Genomic DNA, 21,147 nt, shown 5'->3' on the forward strand with positions numbered 1-21,147 from the left:
TAACGCCTATATTGGGTCGGTCTTTTCGATTACAAGGGCCGAATAAAAAATTTTGATCCTTTTTGCAAAATTGATAGCCGAAAAGCGTATAATGCATGCAATCGAAGCGTCAGTGGCCATGCCATTGACAACGTTGTCTCGGTTCACAGGAACACTATCGTTGAAAACCTCAAGTTTGGCCTATGTTTACGGTATGGCTGCCGTACTGCTATGGTCTACGGTTGCCACGGCCTTTAAGTTGGCACTGGCGCACTATTCGCCTCTGCAGCTGCTGTTTATTGCTGTCATCAGCTCCATCTGTGCCCTTGCTGCCATTTTGGGATATCAGGGCAAACTGTCATTACTCAAGCGCCAGTTCAAAACGCGGCCGCTGTTTTATCTGCAAACCGGGCTGCTCAATCCTTTCCTCTATTATTTGGTGCTGTTTAAAGCCTACGACCTGCTGCCCGCCCAGCAAGCCCTGTCGCTCAATTACACCTGGGCAATTTTATTGCCGCTGCTGGCGGTGCCGCTGCTTGGGCAAAAACTGCGAAAAACCGACTTACTGGCGGCGCTTGTGGCCTACGGCGGCGTGTTTGTAATTGCCACCGGTGGCAGCCTGGGTGGCTTTTCGATTGAGAAGCCCACCGGCATGCTGATGGCGCTCACCAGCACTGTGCTCTGGTGTCTGTACTGGATAGTGAATACCCGCGATAAGGGCGACCCTGTGGTGAGCCTGTTGCTCAGCTTTATGGTGGGTCTGCCTTTCGTGACCCTGGCAATGCTGGCCACGCAGGGATGGCCAAGCTTTAATCCTCAGGGATTGGCGGCCGCTGTCTATGTGGGTCTGTTTGAAATGGGCGTCACCTTCGTGCTGTGGCTGATGGCGCTGAAAACCGCCGAACGCACCGCCAGCATCAGCACCCTGGTATTCCTTTCGCCAGTGATGTCGATTGGCTTTATCGCGCTGATCCTGGGCGAAGCCATTAAAGCCTCAACCTTTGTTGGGCTGGCGCTGATTCTGTTCGCGCTGGCACTGCAGCAATTGCTGCCACGGCTTAAAAATACCGCCAAGGCGCCGTTAAGCAGCTGAGCCCGCCCATTAAAAAAGCCCCTCGATGGGGCTTTTTTAATGCCGGAAAACCGCTTACAGCTTGTTGATGTCGACTTCGCCTACACCCACATCCACCGCCAGACGGCCCTGACCACCGGCATTGGCCTGATAGCTGGCACTCACCATGGCGCGCTCAACTTCAACGTTTTGGCCATTGTGGCTGAAGCTCACATCACCCACACCCGAGTGCAGCGAGATATCGCCATAATCGTGGCTGTGATTCACTTCCACTTCGCCCACACCCAGGTCGATTTCGACGCTGTTATCCAGTCCGTTGGTTTCGATGCGGCCCACGCCCATGTCCACATTGATGGCGGCTGAGGCCGGAATGGAGATGCGCCAGTGCTCTTTCACATCGTCGTTGTCGTTAAGACGCAGCGTCAGCTTCTTGCCTTCGGTAAGTTTGGCGTGCAGATCCACATCGCTTACATCCTTGCGGCCACCGAAAAACAGGAAACCATCGTTGGAAGGCTCAACCCTTACCTCAATCTGAACTTGCTGGGTATCGGCGGCAACTATCTCCACCTCACCCACGCCCACATCCAGGGTCAGGGTTTCGCCCTGATAATCAAAACTCTGGGTCAGGGTTTTATCGGCAGCAAACGCAGGTACGGCTAATAACAGTGCAGTCAGGGTGGCTGTGGTCAGTGCTGTTCTCATTTTGATTCTCCTTGAAACGCGGAACTCTTCAGTTTGTCTAAAGGTTGAGATAGCAAAGAGAATGCCAAAATTTATATCCTTATTTTTCAACACGATAAAATTGGCGCAGCGAAAGATGAGTTTCCAAGGCCTCAGCTATTAGTGAATTTCACCATCGACTTGGCCATTCAGACCATACGAGGTTGAAAACTTCCGTTAACAGGTTTATAACTTGAAACCTCAAGTGCAAAGGAGCGCGCAAGAGCATGAGTCTGGTTATTGACGGCAAACCCCTGTTCCACCTTTCTCCCAGGGCCGAAATTCGCTTTCGTTACACGGCCTTACTGGTGTGTTTGTTTATGCTCGTGGTGGACCATTATTACGGCAATGTATTCACCACCACCGCAGTGCTGATGTATTCCATGTTTCTGTTTCCCGCCATTTACCTGAACCGCTATGTACAGCTCAGGTACTTCGCCCACGCCCAGGATCCAATCATTGCCTTTCGAATTATGTCCATCGCCATCATCATCGGCATGGTTATCGTTTGGAGCATCGCAATTGTGGATTACATCGTCGACCCGCCGGTCTTCCCCAAAGAAGAAAGGCTGAAAGAGCTGATGGGCGATCAATACGTGCCACCGAAAAAACCACGCTGATAAAAAGACAATAAAAAAGCCGCTTGATGCGGCTTTTTTAGTGGCTGCTGTAACTTATCGGTTCAGCGGCAGGTGTAGTCGCCGATGGCGAGCCACTTGTAGGTGGTCAGCGCTTCCAGTCCCATTGGCCCTCTGGCATGCAGCTTCTGGGTGCTGACCGCTACTTCGGCGCCAAGGCCGAACTGACCGCCATCGGTAAAGCGGGTCGAGGCATTGACATACACCGCCGACGAATCCACCTCATTCATAAAGTGGGTCGCTGCGGCGAGATTGTCGGTAAGAATCGCCTCTGAGTGCCCGGATGAATAGCGGCGGATATGGTTGATGGCTGTGTCTATATCAGGCACGACCCGCACCCCCAGGGTGAGCGACAACCACTCGATGCCAAAACTCTCCTCGGTTGCCGCTTCAGAGGCCAAGCCAGCGCCTGTCAGTACCTCCCGGCTTTGCTCACAGGCCACCAGCTTCACACCTTGCTGCTGCAAAGCCTTGGCAAGCTGCGGCAACCAGTCGAGTTTATCCTGATGGATAAGCAGGGTATCCAGCGCATTACACACGGTCGGACGCTGCACCTTGGCATTGATAATCACATCCGCTGCGCGGCCGGTGTCGGCATCCTTATCCAGATACAAATGACAAATACCAATCCCACCCAGAATAACCGGAATGGTCGCCTGCTCGGCGCACAGCCGCTGCAGTCCCTGGCCGCCTCGGGGCACTATCATGTCGACATGTTTATCGAGCTTCAAAAGCCCGGTCACCAAAGCACGGTCTGGATTATCAATCAGTTGCACGCAATCTTGCGGCAGTCCTTGCTGATTCAGCCCCCGGCGAATAGCGGCCGCCAGTGCCAGGTTCGATTCACGGGTTTCCTTGCCGCCACGCAAAATGACCGCATTACCGGTTTTCAGCGCCAGCACCGCAATCTCCACGGTAACATTGGGGCGCGCCTCGTAGATCACCCCAATAACCCCAAGGGGCACCCGGCGGCGACTGAGGCGAATACCGTTATCCAGCACGCGGTTATCAAACTCTTCACCCACAGGATCGGCAAGGGATATTACATTGTCGATATCGGCGATAATGGCATTAAGCCGCGCCTCATCCAGCAGCAGCCTGTCTATCATGGCATCGTTGAGCCCGGCTTCGCGGGCGGATGCCACATCACGGCGATTTGCCGCCAAAATTGTGCTGCTGTCGGCGTGAAGCTCAGCGGCAATAGCCGCAAGCAGCTGATTTTTAGCTTGAATACCCAGATTTGCCAACGCAAAACCCGAGGTCTTTGCCGCTTGCCCCAGTTGTTCCAAATACGCTTGTTGCTCGCTCATCAGCGCTCACCTCCCGCCAATACCACCATATCGTTGCGATGCACAGCGGCATCGCCATAGTCATAGCCAAGCAGCGGCTCAATATCATCGGAGTGTTTACCTGCGATGGCGCTAAGCGCCCTGGCCTGATAGCGGGCTATGCCCCTGGCAACCACCCTGCCCTCGGGGCTTAGCAGCTCCAGGGTATCGCCGCGCTCAAACTCACCTTCCACCGAGACAATGCCCTTGGCCAGTAGACTTCGGCCACGGCTCGTCACGGCAGCCACGGCGCCGGCGTCCAGATACAGCCGCCCCTTGGCTTTGGGACCGGCTAAAATCCACTGTTTGCGGCTCTCAAGCGGGCTTTCGATAGCAAGAAAACGGGTGCCAACCGCCTCACGGCTGGCGGCCTTTTGGATCACTTCCGAATGATGACCTGAGGCGATAATCACCTCGATACCTGCGCGGCGGGCGATATCTGCCGCTTCAAGCTTGGTGGCCATACCGCCGGTACCAAGACCGGACACAGAGCCCCCGGCCAGCAAACGCAGGCTGTCGTCAATGTGCTGCACTTCCGGAATGAGCCTGGCGTTGGGCTCCTTGCGGGGGTCGGCATCAAAGAGGCCTTTTTGGTCGGTGAGCAACATCAGAAGGTCGGCATCGCACAGGAGCGCCGCCCTGGCCGACAGGTTGTCGTTGTCGCCCACTTTGATTTCGGTGGTCGCCACCGCATCATTTTCATTAATGATGGGAATAATCCCCTGCGCCAGCAGCGCATTGAGGGTATCGCGGGCATTGAGATAACGCTCGCGGTCGTGCAGATCCGCCCGGGTCAGCAACAGTTGGCCCACATGCAGGCCGTAAATGCTGAACAATTGTGACCAGGCGAGAATGAGCTGGCTTTGCCCGACAGCAGCCAACAGCTGTTTGTTGGCCATGGTGTCGGGCAGAACCGGGTAACCCAGATGTTCACGGCCAGCAGCAATGGCACCCGAGGTCACCAACACCACTTCCACACCTGACTTCATCAGTGCTGCCATCTGTCTGGCCAGCTCCACCATATGCGCCTTATCCAGCGATTTGCTGCCGGAGGTGAGCACACTGGTTCCCAGTTTTACCACTACCCGCCGGTAGCCTTGCTCATTCGAGTTCATATTGTTCCAGTAAAAAAAGCCGAACTTACCGAATAAGTCCCGTGCTTGCTCTGCGTGTGCTTAAAGTGGATAGATGCAAGGCACAGTTCGCAGCGAATGGCCCTAGTCCTTCGCAAGAACTGTAACGCAGCAGATACCGCTTGTAAGCCACGCCCTACGGGGCTTTGATAGCAACACCATTTCGGCGTTATTCAACTTCAGCAGGCCTCGGCATGCCTTCAGTTGAATGCCTTGAACTGTCGTCGCTATCCAAGCCAGAGCTGTGCGAGGACTTGTTCGCACCATCCCTTATACCCAAAGCAAGCGCCCTTGCACAACGGGGCCGGGTAATATTTGCCACAAAAAGCACCTTTGCTGAAAAATCCCATAAAAAAAGGGCCATACACTGTATGACCCTTAATCACTGAGCGCTTTATTTAGGCGAAGGCAAACTTCGCCAGGAACAGCAGCGCCAGCACCACCACGCCCACATTGAGGTCACGGAAGCGACCACTGAGCGCCTTGATGGCAGCATAAGAGATAAAGCCAAAGGCGATACCCGAGGCAATCGAGAAGGTCAGCGGCATCAACAGACACACCACCACCACTGGGGCAGCTTCGGTGATATCTTCCCACTCAACATGTACCAGGCCAGACATCATCAGAATGGCCACGTAGAACAGGGTACCTGCGGTGGCATAAGCCGGCACCATACCCGCAAGTGGCGATATAAACAGCGCGGCCAAAAACAGCAGTCCCACCACCACGGCGGTCAGACCGGTGCGACCACCGGCGCTCACGCCAGCGGTACTCTCAATGTAACTGGTGGTCGTTGACGTACCCAGCGCAGCACCGGCAATGGTGGCCACGCTGTCGGCAGTCAGGGCGCGGTTCAGGCGTGGCAGGCGGCCCTTGTCATCAAGGAAACCACCACGTTGGGCCACGGCCACCAAGGTGCCCGAGGTGTCAAACAGATCCACAAACAGGAAGGCAAACACCACCGACAGCATGCTCACTTCGAGCACGGCCGAGAGGTCCATCTTCATAAAGGTGGGCGCAATTGATGGCGGCGCGGCAACCAAACCATTGTATTGGATATCACCAAACAGCAGACCCAGGCCGGTAATGGCGAGAATGCTTAAGATAACCGCCGACTTCATGCCGCGGTTGACCATGGCAATGATCAGGAAGAAGCCCAGTACCGCCATCACCGCCGGGAAGGCTTTGATGTCGCCCATGGTCACCAGAGTTGCCGGGCTCGCCACCACAATACCGGCACTTTTCAGGCCAATCAGGGCGAGGAACAAGCCAATACCGGCAGCAATACCAAGACGCAGCGACATGGGAATGGAGTTCACAATCCACTCGCGAATACGTACCAGCGACAGGATCAGGAAGCAGACACCGGACATAAACACGGCGCCCAGCGCGGTTTCCCAGCTGTAACCCATCTCACCCACCACCGTGTAGGTGAAGAAGGCGTTCAGGCCCATGCCGGGTGCCAGCGCGATGGGATAGTTGGCCATCAGGCCCATGATCAAGCAGCCGATTGCGGCCGCAAGACAGGTCGCCACAAACACGGCGCCGTGATCCATACCAGCATCGGCCAGCATCATGGGATTGACGAAAATAATGTACGCCATCGTCAGGAAGGTCGTTAACCCCGCAACCACTTCCTGCTTCAGAGTCGTTTGATTCTCTTTGAGTTTAAAGATTTTTTCTAACATGGAACCGGGTTCCTTGATCTTGTTTTAATAATGGGTATCAGAGCGAATGTAAAAATGCCTTAACATTTTCAATCCGGCGCAGATTATAGGGACTTTGGCCTGGTCAGGCCAGAATAAATGGCTAAGGAAGGTGCGAATAAGTCCCGTGCTTGCTCTGCGTGTGCTTAAAGTGGATAGATGCAAGGCACAGTTTGCAGCGAATGGCCCTAGTCCTTCGCAAGAACTGTAACGCAGCAAATACCGCTTTAAGCCACGCCCTACGGGGCTTTGATAGCAACACCATTTCGGCGTTATTCAACTTCAGCAGGCCTCGGCATGCTTTCAGTTGAATGCCTTGAACTGTCGTCGCTATCAAAGCCAGAGCTGTGCGAGGACTTGTTCGCACCTTCCCTAAGCGGGGCAGCAGACAGGATGCAATCGAATGCGCAAATTAGCGGCTATGGTTGCAATGGATAAAAAAAAGCCTGCTCAATGAGCAGGCAAAGACATGTTTCAAGCGTCCCGGATGGGAAAAGAATTACCGCGCTAGCGGAAAAACCTGGTATGTCGACAGATGCGTATCAACATACAACTTGAGTCCAAAAAGTACCCCAAAGGGGTAACACAAAGGTTGATGGATGATGGAAACTACTTAGGGAAGGGGTAGTTAAACCCTTGAACCGCCATTAAGGGGACGATTAACCCTTGAAAGTCATGGTGTACAGACCACCGCGCAGCAAAGTTGCGTTAAACCAGGTGTTCTGCCAAACAAATGCGTTTTTACCAGTGTAAGACATAGTCATAAGCTCCAAATTAACAAGTCAGTAAGTACTCTAGCGAAGCTTGGCTCGGTTCCCTGGAGCTAGAGATTCTCATATCCGTGGAGACAACTTGTCACTCGGTTCCCTGGAGAGGTATCCATCCTGGATTGACTAGAGGTGACGGGCATCTTGCCCTGTCAACGAGAGCAAGTATAGCTAACTGTAGTTTTATTACAAGCATTATTTGATAATTTTTTTGTTTTGGCGATTTCCTGTAATTTTATTACACATTAATTCTGGGGTTATTTGTGATGGAGTTCCAATAAAAAAGCGGGACACCTCTGGCATCCCGCTATTTTTCAGCACGTTACGAATTACAGCCTTACCTTGTAAGATAATGACACATTACCGCCAAAGGCGACGCTGTTGGTTTACCGTACACAGGATCCCCTTCTGTGGCACTGCCGGCAATGTCCAGATGCACGTAAGGCAGGGGTTTATCGCTGCCAAGCCCATGGGCCTCAAGGCCCGAGGCGCGGATAAGAAATGCTGCCGGGAACTGATGGCCTCGGGCGGTCACAGAAGAAGGCGCATTATTGGATGACAAAATGTCCGACGCGCCAGACACATCTTTAATCTTGTCAAAGTCTTCCCGGCGCAGCCTGGAGACTTCGAATGGCTCCCCTATGTTGTCACCCAACATGGCAATCTGCCCTGCCACACCGCCGCTGTGAGCCACAGAGTTGGCCACCGCCGCCGGATAACCGCCGTAGGCGCGCACCACATGGCCGGTCAGTGTTGCTACCGAGAAGATCTCTGGGTTAACGGCGCCGAGCGCCTTTTGCCGCAGGTGGCTTAAGATATCGGCCAGCACCAGACGCCCTTCGGCATCCGTGTTGCCAATCCGCACCCGCACACCGGCGTGGCTTGGAATGATTTCATCGGTGACAAAAGCCTCTGAGCCAATGCTGTTACGCACCAGTCCAAGTTCGGCAATCACCCGAATACCTTTGGGTTTGAGTAGCGACAGGGTTTTCATCAGGCCTGCAACGGCAGCAGCGCCGCCCTTGTCACGGCTCATGCCTGCCATGGCCCCGCCAATTTTCAGATCGGCGCCGCCGGTGTCGTACACCACGCCTTTACCGGCAAAGAGGAAAGTGCGCTCAACCTCGCCCTCACCCACATATTCGAGTTTCACGACTCTAGGCTGATGACGCCCCACCGCAAAAGAGGCGCGGCCCACAGCGCTCAAAAGCGGATAGTCGCGCTCCAGCTCATCACGGCCTTCAATCACCCGGGTGTGGATATCAGTGCCAGCAAAGGCTTTAACGCAGTAATCGGCAAAGGCGGGTGCCGACATACGCTCAGGCTCGGTGCCGCACAGATCTCGGGCGAGATTGCGACCTGTCTCGAGGGCGCTGGCCAGGGTGGCGAGCGATTCATCGGCGCCATAAAGGCCAATGGTTTCAATACTGCAAGGGGCAGCGCCCTGCTCCCTGGCTTCAAGGCTGGTCCATAATTCCTGACCACAGCCAAGGGCGGCGGCCAGCATGGCTTCAACTTTATCGTCACGGCCAAACACCGCCAGCAGCGGCCGAGTGGCGCCTGCGTCTCTTGCCATGGCAATGGCGCTGCGGGCAGCCTGGGTCACTGAGCGCACGTCGTCATAATCGCCATAGCTGCTGCCTATGGGGGCGTAAATCAAGCGGCCACCGGCGAGGCCCGGTGCCAGCAGTAAGGTGGTGGTCTTTCCCACCCGCTTGTCGATACTGGCGGCGTGGCCTGCCAGCAGACGTACTTCATCGAGGGAAACTGCATCCAATGAGGGGCTCAGCACCATGAGGGCATCGAAGCCCTCACCGGCGAAGATGCCATTTTCATCCTGTTCAACAACAAATTGTGCCTGAAACATGACCCGTCCTATTGTTTTGATTGTGTATTGCAAGGCTCGGCTGATTATTCCTGCAAACAGCATCATTTGCCACCCGCTGCACGGCCTTTCGCTGGAAACTTTGGCTTCCACAAGAGGGATGTTTGCCCATCCACCCCAGGCTCACACTGTGGTAAACTCGGCGCAATCAAGGGCGCACCGCCCAGTCATGACAAAAAAGCCGGGAGTATTCCGTGACTGCTATTAATCAGCTCTACCCTCAGCCTCTGTGGCAGTGGTTCGAACAAATCTGTGCCATTCCCCATCCTTCCAAACACGAAGCGGCCCTGAGCCAGCACATTCAGGCATGGGCCCGCGATAAAGGCCTGCCTGTGGTGGAAGATAAAGTCGGCAACCTGATTATCCGTAAAGCCGCCACTCCCGGCATGGAAAACCGTAAGACTGTGGTGATTCAGGCACACATCGATATGGTGCCGCAGAAGAACAACGACAAGGTACACGACTTTACCAAGGACCCGATTGAAGCCTATGTGGATGGCGAGTGGGTTAAGGCCCGTGGCACTACCCTTGGCGCCGACAACGGCATAGGTATGGCATCAGCACTGGCCATTCTTGGCAGCGATGACATTCCCCACGGCCCACTGGAAGTGCTGCTGACCATCGACGAAGAAGCCGGTATGACAGGCGCCTTCGGTCTGGAAGCCGGTTATCTGGATGCCGAAATCCTGATCAACACAGATTCTGAGCAGGAAGGCGAGATTTACATGGGCTGCGCCGGTGGCGTAGACGCCGAAATCACCCTGCCCATGGTATGGGAAGCCCCGGCCGAAGGTTACAAGAGCTTCGCGCTGAACCTGTCTGGTCTCAAGGGTGGTCACTCCGGGGTGAACATTCACCTTGGCCGTGGCAATGCCAACAAGCTGCTGGCCCGTTTCCTGTTTGAAAACGTTGAAGCCCTGCAACTGGAACTGGCCGATTTCAACGGCGGCTCGCTGCGTAACGCCATTCCCCGCGAAGCTGGTCTGACCCTGATGGTACCGGCCGAGCACGAGCAAGGCTTGAAAGATGCCGTCAGCGCCTTCGAAGCTCTGGTGCGTGAAGAGCTGGCCATTGCCGATCCCGGCGCCGTTCTGACCCTGACTGAAGTGGCCGAGCCCAAGCGGGTGATGAGCGAGCACAGCCAGAACACCTTTATCGACCTGCTGAACGCCTGCCCCAACGGCGTAATGCGCATGAGCGATGAAGTAGCCGGTGTCACCGAGACTTCGCTGAACGTGGGCGTTATCACCACCAGCGAGCAGGATGTGAAAATCCTCTGCCTGATCCGCTCCCTGATTGACTCTGGCCGGACCCAGGTTGAAGGCATGTTGATTGCGCTCTCTAACCTCGCCGGCGCTGAAATCGAGCTCTCTGGCGCTTACCCAGGCTGGAAGCCGGACAACAGCTCGCCTGTGATGGCCATCGTGCGTGAAACCTATCAGGACATCTACAACAAAGAGCCGGTGATCATGGTTATCCACGCCGGTCTCGAGTGTGGTCTGTTCAAGAAGCCCTACCCCGAGATGGACATGGTTTCCATTGGCCCCACCATCCGCTTCCCACACAGCCCGGATGAGATGGTGAACATCGAAACCGTGGGCCAATACTGGCAGCTGCTGCTGGCAGTGCTTGAACGTATTCCTGAAAAGGCCTGAGCCTTAAATTAATCCAGCAAAAAGGGCGACTCTTCAGTCGCCCTTTTCTTATTCTGTTGAAAATAGAAAACCTAATTGCTCACCAACGACTTCATCAGGCTGCGAAGCCAAATCAGCGCCGGATGCCCGCCAAGCGCAGGGTGCCAGACGCAGTTAAGATGATACCCGGGCACATCCTCAGGCAGCTGAAGCCGCTTCAGCGGCCAGTGTTCGGCCAGCAAATCTGCCACCTTTTGGGGAAGCACCAATACATAGTCGCTTCGACACACAATGGCCGCCGCCGACATGTAGCTTTGGCTGTTCACCGAAATACGCCGCGACAAGCCCTGGCTCCCGAGCCAACTATCAAGCCTGGCTTCTGAGGTGCCAAGTGGCGAGTGAAACACATGGGCCATGCCAATAAGCTCGCTAAGCGCCATCTGCTCGCCAACCCCGGGTAAGTCTTTTCGAACCAAACCTGCCAGCGGCTCGGTAAGCCAGGTTTCTTTGCCAAGATAGGCCGGTACCTGCATATATTCATCAAAGCCCAGCACCAAATCTATTTCGCCGGACGCAAGCTCAGCCTCCGGCAGCCTATCCCGCAGAATACGAATTTCGACGCTTACCCCGGGGGCCAGTTCATTCAGCCGCTGCATCAAAGGCGGCATCAGCACGCACTCCACATAGTCAGTGGTGCACAGCACAAAACGGCGCCGTGAGGTTTGGGGGTCGAAGGCTTCTTCCTCGCTGAGCTGCTGCTCCAAAAGCCTTAGCGCCTGACGTACGCCACTGTGCAGATGCTGGGCGCGGGGCGTGGGCACCATCCCCTGCGGAGTACGCACCAGCAACTGATCGCCAAAGGCGGTGCGCAGCCTGCCCAGGGCATGACTCATGGCTGGCTGACTGATAAACAGCGACTCGGCCGCGCGGGTCACGCTGCCCTGAGTCATCAGGGCATCAAAGGCAAGCAGCAGATTGAGGTCGAGTTGATGCAGTTTCATAGCCACTATTCATATTAATTATGGGCACATACATCTTATTCATTTGTTGTATGATGGTGCAACTTCTTACACTGTCACTACTTCGTCATCGGCTTTGCGGTGCTTCTCGTGCAGAAGGTGACCAAAGCGGCAATTACGGTATCCCGAACGCGCTGCCTTTCGGGGTTTAACACAAAGCAGACCAAGATAACGCTAAGATTAGTTTCACGGCGCTGCCATCTCGTCAGGGCAGCGTAAGCGACAACGGCCAAGACCCGTTCCCTAATCCTGTGGTGCGAAGCCAGCACCCGACAGCAAGGACATAGCAATGAGCATCAACACTCTCAACTCAACTCCGGCCGCCGATGGCTTCACCATGCCCGCCGAGTGGGCACACCAGCAGGCCGTGTGGATGATTTGGCCATTTCGTCCTGACAACTGGCGCGAAGCCGGTCGCTTTGCACAGGAGACCTTCGCCAAGGTGGCCGATGCCATTGGCGGTGCCACACCTGTGTTTATGGGGGTGCCAGCCGAGTTTATGGACAAGGCCCGCGCCATTATGCCGGCCCACGTAACCCTGGTTGAGATGAACAGTGATGACTGCTGGGCCCGCGACACAGGCCCAACCGTGGTTACCAATGCCGCCGGCGAGTGCCGCGGTATCGATTGGGGCTTCAACGCCTGGGGCGGCCACAAGGGCGGCCTCTATTACCCGTGGGATCAGGATGAGAAAGTGGCAGCCCAGATGCTCGCCAAGCATGCCATGGACAGATACCAGGCGCCGCTTATCCTCGAAGGCGGCTCCATCCACGTGGACGGTGAAGGCACCTGCCTCACCACCGCCGAGTGCCTGCTTAATGAAAACCGCAACCCACACCTCACCAAAGAGCAAATCGAAGCGCACCTGCGCGACTATCTGGGTGTAACCAGCTTTATCTGGCTGGGTGACGGCGTTTACATGGACGAGACCGACGGCCACATCGACAACATCTGCTGTTTTGTCCGCCCGGGTGAAGTAGCACTGCACTGGACCGATGATGAAAGCGACCCACAGTACGAACGCTCTGTTGCCGCACTGAAAGTGCTGGAAGCCGCCGTGGATGCCAAGGGCCGTAAACTCAAGGTGTGGAAGCTGCCTCAGCCTGGCCCGCTCTACTGCACCGAAGAAGAGTCCGCCGGCGTCGAGAGCGGCACCGGCGTGCCACGCGAAGCCGAAGGTCGTCTGGCCGGTTCCTACGTGAACTTCCTTATCACCAACGACCGTATCGTCTACCCGCTTTTGGACGAAGCAACAGACGGTGAAGCTCAGCGCATTCTGGAAGATATCTTCCCTGAGCATAAGGTTATCGGCGTCCCGGCCCGTGAGATCCTGCTTGGCGGTGGTAACATTCACTGCATTACCCAGCAGATCCCATCCGGCAAATAATCGGCCTGTTCATTCATCTTTTCGGAGTTACCCGTATGTTCGAAGTAACCGAAGTTTCCATTGCAACGCTTCGCGCCGCGCTCGAGTCTGGCCGCACCACAGCGGTCGAACTGGTTAAGGCGTATCTCGCCCGTATCGAGGCCTTTGATGGCCCGGACACTGCCACCAAATTAAACGCCGTCGTGGTGCACAACCCAGATGCGCTTAAAGAAGCCGAAGCCTCCGACGCGCGCCGTGCCCGCGGCGAGACCTTGGGTCCCCTCGATGGCATACCCTACACCGCCAAAGACAGCTATCTGGTGAAGGGCCTCACCGCCGCCTCCGGCAGCCCGGCCTTTAAAGATTTGGTTGCCCAGCGCGATGCCTTCACCGTAGAGCGCCTGCGCGCCGCGGGTGCCATCTGCCTTGGCAAAACCAATATGCCACCCATGGCCAATGGCGGCATGCAGCGCGGTGTGTATGGCCGCGCCGAAAGCCCCTATAACGGCGACTACCTGACCGCACCCTTCGCCTCCGGCTCATCCAATGGCGCCGGCACCGCCACCGCAGCCAGCTTTTGCGCCTTTGGCCTTGCCGAAGAAACCTGGTCCAGCGGCCGCGGCCCTGCTTCCAACAACGGCCTGTGCGCCTACACCCCGTCCCGCGGCGTAATTTCGGTGCGCGGCAACTGGCCACTGACCCCCACCATGGACGTGGTAGTGCCCTACGCCCGCACCATGGCCGATTTGCTGGAAGTGCTGGATGTGGTGGTTGCCGACGATGCTGATACCCGCGGCGATCTGTGGCGCATGCAGCCCTGGGTAAGCATCCCCAAGGCCTCGGAAGTGCGCCCCGAGTCGTATCTCGCCCTCGCCGCTGGCGTCGACAGCCTCAAAGGCAAGCGCTTTGGTGTACCCAAGATGTTTATCAACAAAGATGAACTCGCCGGCACCAGCGAAAACCCGGGTATTGGCGGCCCGACCGGTCAGCGCATTCATACCCGAGACTCTGTGATTGCCCTGTGGGAGCAGGCCCGAGTGGCGCTGGAAGCCGCCGGCGCCGAAGTGATTGAAGTGGACTTCCCTCTGGTGTCCAACTGTGAAGGCGATCGTCCCGGCGCGCCAACCGTATTTAATCGCGGCATAGTCACCCCTGAGTTTTTGCATGACGAGCTGTGGGAACTCTCCGGCTGGGCCTTCGATGACTTCCTGCGTGCCAATGGTGACCCCAAGCTCAATAAGCTTGAGGACGTGGATGGACCAAAGATTTTCCCCCATGACCCGGGCACCTTGCCAAACCGCGAGGGCGACCTTGCCGCGGGTATGGATGAGTACGTCAACATGGCCAAGCGCGGCATCAAGCCGTGGAATGAAATTGCCACTGTGCCCGACGGCCTGCGCGGGCTTGAAAAGACCCGCAAGCTTGACCTCGAAGACTGGATGGATGCGCTTAAGCTCGATGCCGTGCTCTTCCCCACCGTGGCCGATGTGGGCCCTGCCGATGCCGATGTGAACCCGGCTTCTGCCGATATCGCCTGGAGCAACGGCGTTTGGGTCGCCAATGGCAACCTCGCCATCCGACACCTCGGCGTACCCACAGTGACTGTCCCCATGGGCGTGATGGCCGATATCGGTATGCCTGTGGGTCTGACCTTTGCTGGCCGCGCCTACGATGACAATGCGCTCCTCAGTGTCGCCTCGGCATTCGAAGCCACCGGCAATAAGCGTAAAGTGCCTCCACGCACCCCGCCGCTGACACAGAAGGCCTGATAGCCTCTGGGCAACTGACTGATAGTCAATCAAAAGCCACCTTGCGGTGGCTTTTGTCTTTCTACATTTTGATTCTTGATTTTTGATCCTTAATTTTTGAGTAGGGCCACAAGACCTGCCGTCAGTTCTTTGGTATAACCATGGAATAACTAGGGTCTGTTGGCCTTTGAAGATGGTTTTTGCAGCACTTTATCGTTGTGTTATACAAAGCAACGCGATTGTGGTGTAGTTGTTCTACATAAATGAGCGTTAATGCAGTAGAAAGCGACGACAAACGCTGCCCGAAGGGCTCGGCTAGAAGCGCTTTACTCTTTGTTGCAAGGTATTTGCTTAGGCCGCTAAGCTACACACCTTGCGTCGCGATTAAAGCGCATCTAGAACGAGCAAAATTCAACCATTAAAGGTCAACAGACCCTAATGACCATCAGGGTCTTAAAAGGACACCCTGCACTCAAGGAAGACCCATGGCGTTAAAAACCCTGCCACTGCTACTTGCGGTACTGCTGTTGTCCGCATGCAGCGCCAATCAGGCCAGCCAGTTTGGCTGCGACTTCGTTACCGGCACCTACGAAAACAATAAAACCAATCGCGATAGCAGCAACGATAATTCCGATAGAGGTCAGGATGTCGCCGCGGGCCTCTTAACCGCCATTATCAACGGCGTGGCCGATGTTTTTTCACAAGAGGATCCCGACCAGGACTGCCTCTGAATTCGCATTACAGGGAGAGTAGTAAATGAGCCAAATTCTTCTGGGTGGTAACGGCAACAATCAGGTATTTCTCGATGCGGCCATGGCCAACCGCCACGGGCTGATAGCGGGCGCCACCGGCACAGGTAAAACCATCAGCCTGCAGGTATTGGCCGAATCCTTTGCCAATCTGGGGGTACCCTGCTTTCTGGCCGATGTAAAAGGGGATTTGAGCGGCCTTGCAGCAAGCGGTAAAGCCAACGACAAACTGCAAAGTCGCTGCCAGCAGATTGGCATGGACATGCCCGCCTTTGCCGCTTGCCCGGCGCTCTTTTGGGACATCTTCGGCAAGCTTGGCCTGGGTGCCCGCACCACCATCAGCGAGATGGGACCACTGCTGCTCTCGAGTCTGCTGGAACTTAACGACACCCAAACCGGCGTGCTGTACGGCTGTTTCGACTATGCCGACGAGCAGGGACTGTTGCTGCTCGATTTAAAAGACCTGCGCGCCCTGCTGTCGTTTATGGCCGATAACGCCAAGAGTCTCTCGGGTCAGTACGGCAATATCAGTGCCGCGTCAGTAGGCGCCATTCAGCGCCGACTGTTGGTATTGGAAGAACAAGGGGCCGAAAACTTCTTTGCCGAACCGGCGCTGGAGCTTGCCGATTTGATGCAGACCGATTTTTCCGGCAAAGGCGTGGTCAGCATTCTCGATGTCACCACTCTTATCCATCAGTCACCCAAACTCTACGCCACCTTCCTGTTCTGGCTGCTGTCGGAGCTGTTCGAAACCCTGCCGGAACAGGGGGACGCCGACAAGCCCAAGCTGGTGCTGTTTTTCGATGAGGCGCATCTTTTATTCGATAATGCCCCCAAGGTGCTGGTCGATAAAATTGAGCAGGTGGTACGGCTTATCCGCTCCAAGGGCGTGGGGGTGTTTTTTATCAGCCAAAGCCCGATGGACATTCCCGAAGCAATTCTTGGCCAATTGGGTTGCCGCATTCAACACGCCTTGCGCGCCTTTACCCCCAAAGATAAAAAAAGCGTAAAGGCGGTGGCCGATAACTTCCGCCCTAATCCGGCCTTCGCCACCGCCGAGGTGATAACCGAGCTGGGTACAGGCGAAGCGCTGGTGTCGGTACTGGACGCCAAAGGCAGCCCGACTCAGGTGGAGCGCATCTTGATGTGTCCACCGGCAAGCCGCATTGGGCCCCTGACTCAGGAAGAACGTACCCAATTGCTGCAGCGCTCGCCACTTGCGAGCAAATATAAGGAGCTGGTCGACAGAGAATCGGCCTTCGAGCTGCTCTCCAAGCGCCGTGAGCAGGCCGAGCAAGAAGAGCAGCAACAAGCAGAAACACAGCAGCACACGAAGAGTGCCAAAAAGCCTGCCAAACGCAGCGACTCGGCCACTGAGACGTTTTTCAAGAGTCTGGCACGCACCTTTGGCACCAAGCTTGGTCAGAGCCTGGTGCGGGGGATTTTAGGATCGCTCAAGCGCTGATTAAGTCAGGCTTCAGCAAGCATCAATAAGCTTGGCACATCAACAATTTGAGGGTATCTGATGCTGCTTGCCTGTTTTATTGCTGCCATTGCGGTTATCAAGAGTTCACTGATGGGTCTGGGTGGGCTGGCACTGATGCTGTCCCTGCTCGCCTGGGTGCTGGTGAAATCCGGAGTAACAGGGCTGACACCGGCGCTGAAGCAGCGCTTTGGCCGCTTATTTGCTCTGGGCGCCCTGCTGCATACGGCCGTGTATATGGCGCTGGTTGCCAAGCTGTTCTTTATTGAAGGTTTTGAAGATATCCCGGCCTTTTTATTAAGCCACCTGCTGCTGCATCATATTATCTGCGCCATCATCGCCGGGGTGCTGACCCTGTTTACCGTGGGGGTGTATCTGCATTACCGCGAACACAAAAAAGCACAGCCCCTGTGATCTCATAACGCCAGCGCCAACTGGGCGCTGGTATCGGTCTCAGCTTCCTGACTCGCCAGGCCTACCGAAATCCCCACCAGACGAATACCCCGGCCTTCGGCACGTAAAAATGCCTGCGATAACAGCGACTCAAACAGCCGTACTGAAGGTTCATCGGCACGGCTTTCAATGGTGGTCTGGCGGAAATCATCAAACTTAAGCTTCACCACCAGCTTGTTTAGCCTGCGCCCGGCGCCACTTCTGCCCAAACGGCGATTGAGCTCGGGGATCAGCGATGCCATCACCTCGCGGCATTGAGCTTCGGTATGCAGGTCTTTGGGCAGCGTGGTCTCCACCCCGACGGATTTACGCTCACGGTGAGACACTACAGCGCGCTCATCCCGGCCGTGGGCCCGCTCATACAGCACAGCACCAAACTTGCCAAAATGCTGCGCCAACATTGACGCTGGCAACTGTTGCACATCATTGCAGTTTTTAAGCCCCATGGCCGCGAGCCGCTCTTCTGTCACCTTGCCTACGCCGGGAATTTTGCCAAGGGGTAGCTGGCGAACAAAGTCCATCAGGGTATCCGGAGTGACTACATACTGGCCGTTGGGCTTGTTAAGATCAGAGGCCACCTTGGCGACAAACTTCACCGGCGCCACCCCGGCCGAGGCAGTCAGACCGGTTTCCCGCAGAATATCGCCACGGATAGCTTCGGCAATGCGGGTCGCCGAGCCCTGATAGAGGCTGCAATCGCTGACATCCAGATAGGCTTCATCCAGCGACAGCGGCTCAATCAAATCGGTGTAGCGGCCAAAGATCTCCCGGATCTGCCCCGAGACTTCCTTGTACACCTCCATACGACCCGGTCGCAAAATGAGATCCGGACACAGTTTAAGGGCGTAGGCGGTGGCCATGGCCGAGCGCACACCAAAGGCGCGGGCTTCGTAATTGCAGGTGCTGATCACCCCGCGGCGATCGCGACTGCCTCCCACAGCCATCGGCTTCCCCTTGAGTTCGGGAAAGTCCCGCATCTCCACCGCAGCGAAGTAGCAGTCCATATCGATATGTATGATTTTTCCCATTAGCGGGCCACAAAAAAAACACTGTATATAAAAACAGTACCAAAAATCCGCCCAACAAAAAAGCGCCCGCAGGCGCTTTTTTAAGGTTGGCAGCAACTCAGATCCTGAACTGGCCAATGTTGCGGGACAAGGAGCGGGTCATGCCCTCGAAAGCTCTGAGGCTGCCTGAAAGCTCCTGACTGGCAGCGTTAGACTCATCAGAAAGCCCGCGCACCGTTTCCACATTGTGGGCCACCTCGTCAGCCACCACGGCCTGCTGACCGACAGCCACAGTGATTTCAGTGGTTTGCTGCATAATCGCTTCAATAGCCTCGGTGATCTGCACCAGCGAGGTTTGTACCTGCTCGGTGAGTTCCTGACCGCGTCTGGCATCGGTCACTCCGGCCTCCATCACCGCCTCGGCACTCATGGCGCTTTGCTGCAGGGTTTGAATAATGCCCTGAATATTGGCTGTGGAATCCTGGGTGCGCGATGCCAACGTACGCACTTCATCGGCCACCACCGCAAAGCCGCGGCCCTGCTCACCGGCCCTGGCAGCTTCAATGGCTGCATTGAGTGCCAGCAGGTTGGTTTGCTCGGCAATGCTGCGAATAACGCTGAGCACTTCACCGATTTTTTCAGAGCTGCTTCTGAGCTCTTTAATTACCCCGGCCGCTTCCACCACCCGATTGGACAGTGTTTCTATCCCCTGCGTGGCCTCACTGACAATCAGCTTGCCGTCGTTGGCCTGGCTCTGGGCTCGCTCGGCAAAATCGGCGCTGCGCTGACAGTTGGCCGCCATTTCCTGACTGGTGTGAGCCATTTCAGTGGCTGCAGCAGCCACTGAGTCGATTTGCTGCTTTTGACGCGAAACCGCACCCACCGCCAGATCGCAAATCTTACGGGCCTCCACAATGCCATCATCCACATCCCGGGTCAGCTCACGGGTTTCCAGCAGCATTTGCTGCACCTTGGCGGCAAAGCGATTGAAGGCATCGGCCATCTGACCAAGCTCATCCTCACGCTCAAGCTCAATCCGGCGCGACAAATCCCCCTCCCCTTTGGCCATGTCTTCCATAGCGCCAAGCAGCGAGCCCAGCTGTCTTCTAAGCGGCAACAGCAGCAGCCACACAGTGGCACCGACCAGCAGAATAATGCCCAGCGCCATCCAACAGGCGTTCCAGAACGCATCCCGCACCGGCGCTTCAATCACATCATGGGGCAGCATAAAGGCCAGATGCCATTTCTGCCTGGGGTAATCTCCGCCCACTTCCACAAAGGCTACCCGCTGGGCTTCACCGCGATATTCCACCTCGGCAAAACCACTGGCCTGACGGCGCATCTGCTGGCCTAAAGCGGCAAAGCCGTCACTGCCAATTTTGTCCACGTCCTGGATCAACGAGCCTGGCGGGAACGCCTGATTAAAGCCGGGGAAATACACCAGCTTGCCATCGTCCGTCATCAAAAATGCCTGTCCGGCACCACGGTATTTGATGGGTGCCAGCAGGGTTTTGCCGATGGTATCGATAAGAATATCCATGCCGCCAATGCCAATCAGCTGACCGTCGGCACCAAATACCGGGGTTTTTACCGTGGCGGAAATGGAGCCGTCATTGGCATCTACCGCCGGATCGCCCACAAACAGGCCGCCCTTATCCAGCGCTTCCTGCCACCATGGACGCTTATTGGTGTAGTAGTTGGGGTCGCCATCGTAACGGCCGTTCAGGTCGAAATATTCGAAGGTATTGGCCGAGCCGAAAAATACCGACTTGATGTCAGCATCCCGGTCCGAGAAGAATCGAAAGTAGGCAACGATATCCTGATAATTTTTGTCGGCGCTGATCTCACTGCCGCGGGCCCGATATTGACTGAACCAGTCAGTCAGCCCAGGCTCGGCAAATACCGAATGGATAACCTGACCTTTGGCCTCAAAATAGCCTCGGATCTCGCGGCTTTTGAGTTCCATCAGCGCGTTGATATCACCGTCGATGGTCGCGCGGGTTGATTGGCTGGCATCCCGCACCAGAAAGGTGGCTACCAGTGCCAGCAACACCGCCAAGGCACCGACCAGAGTCAGCACCAATTGCAGACTCAAAGAGCGTTTAATATGTCCCATGAAATGACCCTTTGCACTGAGGAAGGCAATCGCAAGTTGGGTGGGTAAGCACTGACAACGAGCACGGCGCTCGACAGTCACGGCACTCCCACGGGCCCTGGTGGCCTTCCCTTATTCTAAGTGGGCAAAATAGCAGTCAAATCTAGCAACAATCGCCAGCGCATAACAGCAAATAATCAATGAAATTAGCTAAATAAGCGACAACAGCGGCCGCTTTGGCCGCTGTTGGTTTGATATGCTGCATTCAATTACAAATGCCAGCAGCTTTCTCCATAGCCAGTGAATTACCCGGAAAAAGCGAGGAGTAAACTGCGTGGGCGCAGAATAACCTTAAATAATGAGTG

Annotated in this window: 16 protein-coding genes; 8 read left to right on the forward strand and 8 right to left on the reverse strand. The window is 55.8% G+C overall.

Features of this window, described 5'->3' with window-relative positions; all coding sequences use genetic code 11:
• Positions 1–160: 160 nt before the first annotated feature.
• Positions 161–1,072 carry a DMT family transporter gene (locus STH12_RS11470; RefSeq protein WP_126167680.1) on the forward strand — a complete coding sequence of 304 codons (912 nt, stop codon included), beginning with the start codon at positions 161–163 and terminating at the stop codon, positions 1,070–1,072.
• Between the two features lie 54 nt (positions 1,073–1,126).
• Here STH12_RS11470 and STH12_RS11475 read toward each other — a convergent pair whose 3' ends face one another.
• The gene (locus STH12_RS11475) at positions 1,127–1,753 is read right to left on the reverse strand and encodes a hypothetical protein (RefSeq protein ID WP_126167681.1); all 627 of its coding nucleotides are present in this window, start codon (positions 1,751–1,753) and stop codon (positions 1,127–1,129) included.
• A 245-nt stretch (positions 1,754–1,998) separates the two neighbouring features.
• Here STH12_RS11475 and STH12_RS11480 point away from each other — a divergent pair, with 245 nt between their 5' ends.
• Positions 1,999–2,391 carry a hypothetical protein gene (locus STH12_RS11480; protein ID WP_126167682.1) on the forward strand — a complete coding sequence of 131 codons (393 nt, stop codon included), beginning with the start codon at positions 1,999–2,001 and terminating at the stop codon, positions 2,389–2,391.
• Between the two features lie 62 nt (positions 2,392–2,453).
• On the opposite strand, the gene STH12_RS11485 is transcribed toward STH12_RS11480, so the two are convergent.
• From STH12_RS11485 to STH12_RS11500, 4 genes are all read right to left on the reverse strand, one after another.
• Entirely contained in the window at positions 2,454–3,719 is a 1,266-nt protein-coding gene (locus tag STH12_RS11485; RefSeq protein WP_126167683.1) for a glutamate-5-semialdehyde dehydrogenase, read from the reverse strand.
• On the reverse strand, positions 3,719–4,852 hold the full coding sequence (proB, locus tag STH12_RS11490) for a glutamate 5-kinase (RefSeq protein ID WP_126167684.1): 1,134 nt from the start codon (positions 4,850–4,852) through the stop codon (positions 3,719–3,721). Before proB ends, STH12_RS11485 begins: the two co-directional genes overlap by 1 nt.
• 416 nt (positions 4,853–5,268) lie before the next feature.
• On the reverse strand, positions 5,269–6,558 hold the full coding sequence (locus STH12_RS11495; RefSeq protein ID WP_126167685.1) for an NCS2 family permease: 1,290 nt from the start codon (positions 6,556–6,558) through the stop codon (positions 5,269–5,271).
• A 1,122-nt stretch (positions 6,559–7,680) separates the two neighbouring features.
• Positions 7,681–9,210, reverse strand: a complete 1,530-nt coding sequence (locus STH12_RS11500) for a M17 family metallopeptidase (protein WP_126167686.1) — start codon at positions 9,208–9,210, stop codon at positions 7,681–7,683.
• Positions 9,211–9,422: 212 nt separating this feature from the next.
• On the opposite strand from STH12_RS11500, the gene STH12_RS11505 reads away from it, so the two are divergent.
• Positions 9,423–10,883: an aminoacyl-histidine dipeptidase gene (locus tag STH12_RS11505; RefSeq protein WP_126167687.1), complete on the forward strand. Its 1,461-nt coding sequence runs from the start codon at positions 9,423–9,425 to the stop codon at positions 10,881–10,883.
• 71 nt (positions 10,884–10,954) lie between these two features.
• On the opposite strand, the gene STH12_RS11510 is transcribed toward STH12_RS11505, so the two are convergent.
• On the reverse strand, positions 10,955–11,863 hold the full coding sequence (locus STH12_RS11510) for a LysR family transcriptional regulator (protein ID WP_126167688.1): 909 nt from the start codon (positions 11,861–11,863) through the stop codon (positions 10,955–10,957).
• 307 nt (positions 11,864–12,170) lie between these two features.
• On the opposite strand from STH12_RS11510, the gene aguA reads away from it, so the two are divergent.
• The 5 genes from aguA (at position 12,171) to STH12_RS11540 (ending at position 17,641) form a co-directional block, all read left to right on the forward strand.
• Positions 12,171–13,268 (forward strand): agmatine deiminase, encoded by a 1,098-nt coding sequence (gene aguA, locus STH12_RS11515; RefSeq protein WP_126167689.1) that lies wholly within the window; start codon positions 12,171–12,173, stop codon positions 13,266–13,268.
• A gap of 35 nt (positions 13,269–13,303) precedes the next feature.
• Positions 13,304–15,016: an amidase gene (locus STH12_RS11520; protein ID WP_126167690.1), complete on the forward strand. Its 1,713-nt coding sequence runs from the start codon at positions 13,304–13,306 to the stop codon at positions 15,014–15,016.
• A 464-nt stretch (positions 15,017–15,480) separates the two neighbouring features.
• On the forward strand, positions 15,481–15,726 hold the full coding sequence (locus STH12_RS11530; RefSeq protein ID WP_126167691.1) for a hypothetical protein: 246 nt from the start codon (positions 15,481–15,483) through the stop codon (positions 15,724–15,726).
• Positions 15,727–15,751: 25 nt separating this feature from the next.
• Positions 15,752–17,209 carry a helicase HerA-like domain-containing protein gene (locus STH12_RS11535; protein ID WP_126167692.1) on the forward strand — a complete coding sequence of 486 codons (1,458 nt, stop codon included), beginning with the start codon at positions 15,752–15,754 and terminating at the stop codon, positions 17,207–17,209.
• A gap of 60 nt (positions 17,210–17,269) precedes the next feature.
• Complete coding sequence (locus STH12_RS11540; RefSeq protein WP_126167693.1) at positions 17,270–17,641, forward strand: hypothetical protein; 372 nt, start codon at positions 17,270–17,272, stop codon at positions 17,639–17,641.
• Positions 17,642–17,643: 2 nt separating this feature from the next.
• Here STH12_RS11540 and dinB read toward each other — a convergent pair whose 3' ends face one another.
• Positions 17,644–18,708, reverse strand: a complete 1,065-nt coding sequence (gene dinB, locus STH12_RS11545) for a DNA polymerase IV (RefSeq protein WP_126167694.1) — start codon at positions 18,706–18,708, stop codon at positions 17,644–17,646.
• Positions 18,709–18,805: 97 nt separating this feature from the next.
• Positions 18,806–20,803 carry a methyl-accepting chemotaxis protein gene (locus STH12_RS11550; protein ID WP_126167695.1) on the reverse strand — a complete coding sequence of 666 codons (1,998 nt, stop codon included), beginning with the start codon at positions 20,801–20,803 and terminating at the stop codon, positions 18,806–18,808.
• Between the last annotated feature and the right edge of the window lie 344 nt (positions 20,804–21,147).

It is taken from the genome of Shewanella khirikhana (genome assembly GCF_003957745.1).
Taxonomy (GTDB): domain Bacteria; phylum Pseudomonadota; class Gammaproteobacteria; order Enterobacterales; family Shewanellaceae; genus Shewanella; species Shewanella khirikhana.